Raw genomic sequence first — 7,284 nt, 5'->3', positions numbered from 1 at the left:
GTAAGTTGCTTGTCTAGACAAAATTTTAGTCTTGAGATAATATTAGGTAGAAGTCCACTGATTACTGATTACTGTTCACTGAAATGCTGAAGATAAATTTTTTCGTTGTGTTTGATGGATTGAAAAAAATCGACAATGGGACGAGGATAATTAACCCCTAAAATCACACCATAACGCTTTTGTTCCTCTGGAGATAATTTATAAGGTTCGTGAATTTTATCGCCTTTTATTAGGGCTAATTCGGGCAACCAGTGACGTAAATAATCACCTTTGGGATCATAATCTTTCGACTGTTTAGGGATATTAAAATAACGAAATCCTCGCGCGTCATTGCCGACACCAGCAGTGTAATTCCAATTACCCCAATTACTACAGACATCGTAATCAATTAATAACGACTCGAACCATTCTGCTCCCATACACCAATCAATACCGAGATTTTTGCTCAGAAAACTAGCGACATTTTGCCGGCCACGATTCGACATAAATCCTGTAGCGGCTAATTCTCTCATATTAGCATCTACAAGGGGATAACCGGTTTTTCCCTCACACCAGAGATTAAATCTTTCCCAATCTTCTAGCCAAGGTAAATAAAGTTCTTGCAAACCAGATTTATAGAAGATTTTATTCCCGTGTTTACGGCACATAAATCGGAAAAAATCTCGCCATAATAATTCAAAAATCAGCCAATAGGTAGAGTCATTTTTTACTCTCGTTTGCTCATACTTTTGTACTTCCTCGTAGATATAACGGGGGGAAAGACAGCCAAAACTTAACCAAGCTGAGAATTTTGAGGAATAATTATTCCCTAACATTTCATTGCGGGTTTCCTTATAGGTTTTTAAGGAATCACTATCCCAAATATATTCTTTAACCCTTGATTTTCCTGCCATTTCACCCCCTTGAAACGACAAAACACCTCCCCGGTCTAGAATTGATTCTGTTAAGCCTAAATCGTTTAAACTGGGAAGGTTTCCCAACTCTATTTTAGGCAATTTTGTCAACTTTTTCGGCGTGGGATAAGTTGCTCTTATTTGCCAATGACGTTCTACTTGTTTACGAAAATTAGTAAATAATTCTGGTAATTGATTAAGGGTAAAAGGTAAGTCATCAGGATGGTATAAAGTGGCTGTCCAAAAAGTTTTTATCTGCACAGGAACCCCGGATAAAGCCTTATTTACCGCTTTTTCTACCGCTAATTCCTCTGCTGTTACCTCTTGATGATAATAAACCTTGGCTATCTGCAATTCTTGAACTAATTGTGGGATAATGTCTTCTGGTTTTCCCCGTCGGATAATTAAATTACCGCCTAAACTTTCCAGAGATTGTCGCAAATCTGCTACGCTTTCTAATAAAAATTTAGCCCGGAACTTGCCAGTTTTTGGAAACCCGTAGGAAGTAAAACCAAATTGACGCTCATCAAAACAATAGAAGGGAATTATCTCGAATTGTTCTTGAACAGCTTGATAAATTGCCTCGTGATCGTGAACCCGCAGATCATTGCGATACCAAATTAAAACCCGCATTTAACATCAATTAAAAGTTGATAAGTAAGTGGTTATAATTAAATAGAAGATAGATTTTGCCTCTGATCCCCCCTTAATCCCCCCTTGATAAGGGGGGATCCCCCCTTAATCCCCCCTTGATAAGGGGGGTGCCTGAAAATTTTTAACACCTACCTACTTAACCGATAAATAGTAAGCAAGATGGGATTTAATTATCTTTTGCCGTAGTAATGGCCATAGTAACGATAATTGTGGTCTTTCCGACTAACATTATTAGCCACTAAACCTAACACGGAAATGTGGGATAATCTCAGGTCTTCGAGCAGATTTTTCAGCACAAAGCGGTCGGTTTTGCCCAGTTTGGTGACGAGAATTAGGCCAGTGGCCATGGCGGCGAGAATTTTGGCATCGGCAAAGGCGGCGATCGGTGGTAGATCGTAGATAATTAGATCGAAGGCGTGGTCTTGCTGTAATTGCGAGATCATCTCCTGCATTCTCTGGGAAGAAAGCAAGCGGGTTGGATCTGGGGGAATTGAACCGGCGGTAAGAATCGATAAATTCTCGTGGCGGGGTAGGGATTGAATCGCCTCGTTCCAATCGAGACCCTCGGCGAGGACATTACTAAGGCCGTGGCCGTTATCGAGATTAAGTCGCAGGTGAATCTGGGGTCGTCGCAGGTCGGCATCCACCAGTAAGACTTTTTGTCCCATACGAGCGGCAGCCTTAGCGATATTTATTGCCGTAGTAGTTTTACCATCTCCTGGTGATACAGAACTAATCACGAGGGACTTGAGGGGGGAATCGGAACCGAGGAGGCGAATATTGGTGTTAAGAGTGTGGAAAGCCTCCGAGAAGGGGGAGAAATTATAGTAGTAGGGGTTTTCGTTGGCTGATTTCGCAGTGGTATTAGGGATAGTAAGTTGTTGACCAGCGACTGTTAACTGGGGTAGGGCGGCGGTGATCACTTTTTCGATCTTATCGAGGTCTTTTTGCCAGGGAATTGCGCCTAAAAGGGGCAGTTTGGTATCTTCTTTTAGTTCATCTGCACTATGATGAACGGGATCTAATCTTTCAGCTAAAAAGGCTGCCCCTAGGCCTAGTAACAGGCCACCAATAACCCCTAAAGCGAGATTTCGCACGGGTTTAGGAGAAACGAAATCTTCCTCTACTTCTGGAGGGGAAATTAGTTGCCAAGGCACCACTTGTTGTGCCACCTTGAGTTGGAGTTTTTGTTGTTCCTCCAGAAAACGGCCGAGACTGGTGGTGGCAATTTCCAATTCTCGCTGCAAATCCGTATAACGACGGGCTAAAACCGCCAGATTTTTGACCGAGGCTTTCTGCTGTTCGAGGGCTTGGGCAAGGGATTTTACCTTAATTTCTAGGGTTTGGCGACTGTTAGCGGCTTCTACCAATTGCTGGGTTAATTCTACCCGCAAAGCGCTTCGTGATACCAAAGCCGGGGAATTACCCACTGTCTGGGGCAGTTTTTCCCCTAGGGTTCTCTGGGCTTCGTTTTGCAGTAGGGGCAGTAAATTAGCCCGTTTTTCCTCTAGGGTGGCGATTATCGGGCTATCCTTGGCAAAAACTGCCGATTGTTTCGCCAATTCCACTTCCACTTCTTGCAACTGCTTGAGCAAATCTTGATAACCGGGAGATTCACTGAGATAAGTGGCGATAATTGCTTGATTAGGGGCCAATCCCACCTGTTGCTGTAAAGCTTGATAGCGAGAGTTAATTTCGTTAAGGGCAACTTGGGCGACTCTGTACTCCTGCTCGATGCTGGTTAACTGTTGCGATAAACGAGTGGCTTCCTTGTCGGGATCCAGGAAATTGTATTGCTGCCGGAATTGCTGCATTTGTTTTTGTAGAGAATTAACTCGTTCCTGCAGCACGGGCAATTGAGCGTTAACAAAATCCAAGCCTTGATTAATTTCGGTCTTGCGTTCCTGGGAACTATAGTTTAGGTAATGACGGGCTAAATTATCTAAAACCAGCTTAATTTTTTCTGGTTCTGCATTTTCGTAAACGATCTCTAAAACTTTCGTATCTTCTAATTGACTAATTTTGAGATCAGATTTGCCAGTTTTACTAATTAAATCACTGTAGGTAAAGTCGGGATATTGAGGAGTTATTTTACTAAGGATGGGGTTAAGGAGTTGAGGACTTTTCAGGACAGCGATTTGGGTTTCATAATCGATGTTCTCTCCACCCAACTGAGGCAGGATATCTTGGGCTGCCAGTTTGAGAGAATTTTTATTTTCCTCAATCGGTTGACCGATGAGCAGCAGGAATCTACCTTGATAGATAGGGGTTTTTAAGAAAGTCCAAGCAGCGATCGCACCTGTTACTCCTAGGGTGATGCCAGCGATTATCCACCAGCGATGCTTGACGACAGAAAGGACTTGACGCAGGTTGAGTTCCTCTTCTTCCTGCGTCAGGGAGGGGATAAAAGCTGGTTGGGCAAAAACTGGTAGATTTCCTTGGCTTTGGGTTTTCAAAGCCCCGTTTTGTTGGTTGTTCATCATTAATCAAATAGTCAAGGGATAACTCTATTAAACCGCATCTAGTATGCCAGTATAGCTTGAGAATAATTTGGGAATTTGTCCAAACATGGTATCTATTTAAAATAGCCCCCAACCCTTATAGAGTAAGGAATATGACATCTAAAGCTGAAATTGACTTCGGGACACTTTTAAAGGATATAAACCGCAACCAGCTAGAGAACTGGAATCTCACTGGCAGGCCATTAACCCTTAAAAGTATTGCTATGCAAAGATCATAGCCGAAAAAACCAAACTACGGTTTTCCCTGTGGATGCGGTTTAAAAGATTTTGCGGTAGCAATCTGGCTAGATCAATCACCGCTCAATCATAACACCGTGCTACGATGATAACTCTAGTTTTTCCAGAACTGCTAATTTTTGTCCCGCCTCGTCTTATGGTCAAGCTTGCTGATAATCCCCCCGACCAATCAGAACATCCATAGGTAGCCATTCTACACTCAGGAATAGATAATTAGGCGGTTAGTTGACCAAGAGTTTTTTCGGGGCAAAGGGGGAAAATTGGGACAAGGAGAGAGAATTAACGGATAAAGCCGAAAAAATAGTTTATTAATGGCTAAAAACAGCTTTAAAATCAGTAAAAGCTGTTTGTTTGCTTAGTGTACTCAATGTAAGTGAGATAGTTGAGCAACTATCTTGAGAATTACCAAAATTACCACCCTGGGTTGACATTGATGCTGAAATAGATTATCTTCATTGAGAACTCAGCGTCTGTATCGCTGGTGTAGAGTAAAAAAATTAAACTACAGGCAAAAACCAAATGTCTAAATTTCTTGATAACCTGACTTATCTGCTGAAGATTATTCTAAAAGATATAGAGTTACGACTCAAACTTTATGCAACGAATCAAACACCTATTATAATCTATCAAATGGGCAAAGTGGTTTCTATCTCGGTGATGAAATCCTTAGAAAAAAAAGCAATTTTGCCATTGTTTCGTGTTCATTTTTTACTCAAAAATGCTGATAATAGAAGCTTTTACAATCCTAATGTTTACGAAATTTTAGAATTAAAGCTGGGCAGAGAAAAGCAAGTCAGACAGGGTAAATTTTTATATAACAAAATAATTGCCCCGAAAAAACAAGTAAAAATTATTTCTTTAACTAGGGAACCAATAGGTAGAAATGTTGCAGCTTTTTTTCAGAACTTTGAAAGAGAAACAGGGAAAAAATATGAACAATCCAATTTTACTCCCCAAGAGCTAAGGGATATATTTATCAATTTTTTCCCTCATTCAACTCCCCTAGACTGGTTCGATAATCACTTCAAGCCATTTTTAGGGATAGATGTTTATGAATATCCTTTTCCGAAAGAGCAGGGATATTTAAGAATTAACAAAGATAATGTGGATTTATTGATCCTCAAACTAGAAACCTCTGACAGTGTAAAGGAAAAAGCAATCGCCGAATTTCTGGGTTTAAAAGAATTTAAGTTAGTAAGGACGAACGTGGGAGAAGATAAAAATTATCGAGATATGTATAAAGAATTTAAGCAAAATCTCAAATTACCACTATCTTATGTAGAGGAGATGTGCAGTTCTAAATACTTTAATCATTTTTACACGGAGGAAGAAATCAGAAAAGTTTATTCACGATGGACTTAGTAGCATCTCTGGAGCAAAGAAAAAGATGAAGAAAACTCCCTTAAAACTGAAAGAACGTTTAATTCGAGATGCGACGGGTTCTCTTGGTTTAAGAGTTGCTTTCATGACCCTTAGTTTTCTGACCAGTATTATTCTAGCTCGCTGGCTCGGTAAAAATGGCTTTGGGGTTTATACTTATGCAATGACTTGGCCGGCTTTGCTGGGCATTCCTGCGACTCTAGGCTTTAATAACTTATTAGTCAGAGAAGTGGCTATCTATAGTAGTCAGTCAGCTTGGGGATTAATGCGTGGTCTATTACAATGGGCAAATGCAATTGTCTTCATAGTTTCTAGCCTAATGGCATTAGTTGCTATTGCTATTATTCTGAACTGGGGACAAGTCAGGGAGCCGGACTTATTACCATCTCTGTGTGTAGCGATGATTTCCTTACCAATTGTCTCTTTAACTAGCTTGAGACTAGCGACGATGAAGGGTTTACACAGGGTGGTTTTAGGGCAAATGCCAGAAAATCTACTAGCTCCCTTAGTTTTTATTATCCTGACGATTTCTAGCTACTGGTTTCTTAGAAATCAAGAAAATATCACCGTCTGGGTGATGGGCTTAAAATTGATATCTCTTGGCATTACTTTTGTCGTTGGTGTGGTACTATTAGCCAGAGTGCTTCCCCAAGAGGTTAAACAGGCTAAACCTGAATACAAAATTCTGACTTGGCTGAAGGACGGCTTACCGTTTATTTTGCTAGGAGGACTAGCGGTGATTAACTCTCGTATCGATATATTGATGCTCGGTGCCTTCAAGGGTGCGGGTGCGGTGGGAGTTTACGCAGTAGTCAGTCGAGTCACTTCTCTGATTGTTTTTGCCCTGGGAATATTGAATAACGTCCTTTCGCCAACTTTTGCTACACTGTATGCAGAGGGAAAGCGGGAACAACTGCAAAGGCTGGTTACTCATAGCACTCGTTTAATCAGCTTGTTTGCTCTAGTCATGACTTTGGGGTTGATTGCATTGAGATACTCGATCTTACAGCTTTTTGGTGCTGAGTTTATACAGGGACAAACAGCTTTGATAATTTTGAGTATTGGCTATCTGGTTAACGCTCTGACTGGTTCCGTGGGTCTATTGCTAAATATGACCCGCCATGCTAAATTTAGTGCAGCAACTGTGGCATTTGCCGCTTTGTTAAATGTCTGTCTTAATTGGCTACTAATACCGAAGTGGGGGGTGAATGGTGCAGCCACTGCCACCGCAATCTCGATGATTGTGGGCAATGTTATCAGTGCTATCTGGGTACGCCAAAAATTGGGCATCAAATCTACGGCAATTTAAATGGTTTTGAGCAAGAATTAGTTTGGGACATTTTTTCCAAAAACATAGCAACTCAGGGGATTTGTTTAATGGCTAACTTTGACTACCCACCCACCAATTATACATTATCAAAAAGAAAAAGCAATTTTTTAAAGAAAACCATTACAACTTTGTGCTTCTATATCAGCTTGTTTTTATTAGTTGGTAGTGATTTGCTCAACGCGGGAATAGAAGTAGAAAATCGTCAACCACTATTTCAAGGTATGACTGCTTTAGGTATTGTTTTTAGTGTGGTCTCAACATTTCTGCT

Annotated in this window: 4 protein-coding genes and 1 pseudogene; 3 read left to right on the top strand and 2 right to left on the bottom strand. The window is 40.9% G+C overall.

Translation table 11 applies throughout. From position 1 onward, the window contains the following. Positions 1-68: 68 nt before the first annotated feature. On the bottom strand, positions 69-1,526 hold the full coding sequence (locus PX636_RS01760) for a DASH family cryptochrome (RefSeq protein WP_002798091.1): 1,458 nt from the start codon (positions 1,524-1,526) through the stop codon (positions 69-71). Positions 1,527-1,717: 191 nt separating this feature from the next. Continuing rightward, positions 1,718-4,030, bottom strand: coding sequence for a GumC family protein (locus tag PX636_RS01755; protein WP_288116030.1), 2,313 nt, complete (start codon positions 4,028-4,030; stop codon positions 1,718-1,720). Positions 4,031-4,825: 795 nt separating this feature from the next. Between PX636_RS01755 and PX636_RS01750 the strand changes: the two genes are divergently transcribed. The 3 genes and pseudogenes from PX636_RS01750 to PX636_RS01740 form a co-directional block, all read left to right on the top strand. Beyond that, positions 4,826-5,668: a putative capsular polysaccharide synthesis family protein gene (locus tag PX636_RS01750; RefSeq protein WP_288116028.1), complete on the top strand. Its 843-nt coding sequence runs from the start codon at positions 4,826-4,828 to the stop codon at positions 5,666-5,668. Positions 5,669-5,693: 25 nt separating this feature from the next. After that, positions 5,694-6,995 (top strand): flippase, encoded by a 1,302-nt coding sequence (locus tag PX636_RS01745; RefSeq protein WP_012266218.1) that lies wholly within the window; start codon positions 5,694-5,696, stop codon positions 6,993-6,995. Between the two features lie 68 nt (positions 6,996-7,063). Beyond that, positions 7,064-7,284 (top strand): annotated as a pseudogene (locus PX636_RS01740) (hypothetical protein); the annotation flags it as partial.

Origin of the sequence: Microcystis sp. M53598_WE2, assembly GCF_030067735.1 — a bacterium.
Classification (GTDB): Bacteria; Cyanobacteriota; Cyanobacteriia; order Cyanobacteriales; family Microcystaceae; genus Microcystis; species Microcystis aeruginosa.
The sequence above is the reverse complement of the archived record's forward strand: the minus strand, read 5'-3'. Positions and strand labels throughout refer to the sequence as shown.

Bases quoted from the DNA above. Each gene is read 5' to 3' on its own strand.
- PX636_RS01760 (WP_002798091.1), bottom strand. From the start codon at position 1,526: ATGCGGGTTTTAATTTGGTATCGCAATGATCTGCGGGTTCACGATCAC.
- PX636_RS01755 (WP_288116030.1), bottom strand. From the start codon at position 4,030: ATGATGAACAACCAACAAAACGGGGCTTTGAAAACCCAAAGCCAAGGA.
- PX636_RS01750 (WP_288116028.1), top strand. From the start codon at position 4,826: ATGTCTAAATTTCTTGATAACCTGACTTATCTGCTGAAGATTATTCTA.
- PX636_RS01745 (WP_012266218.1), top strand. From the start codon at position 5,694: ATGAAGAAAACTCCCTTAAAACTGAAAGAACGTTTAATTCGAGATGCG.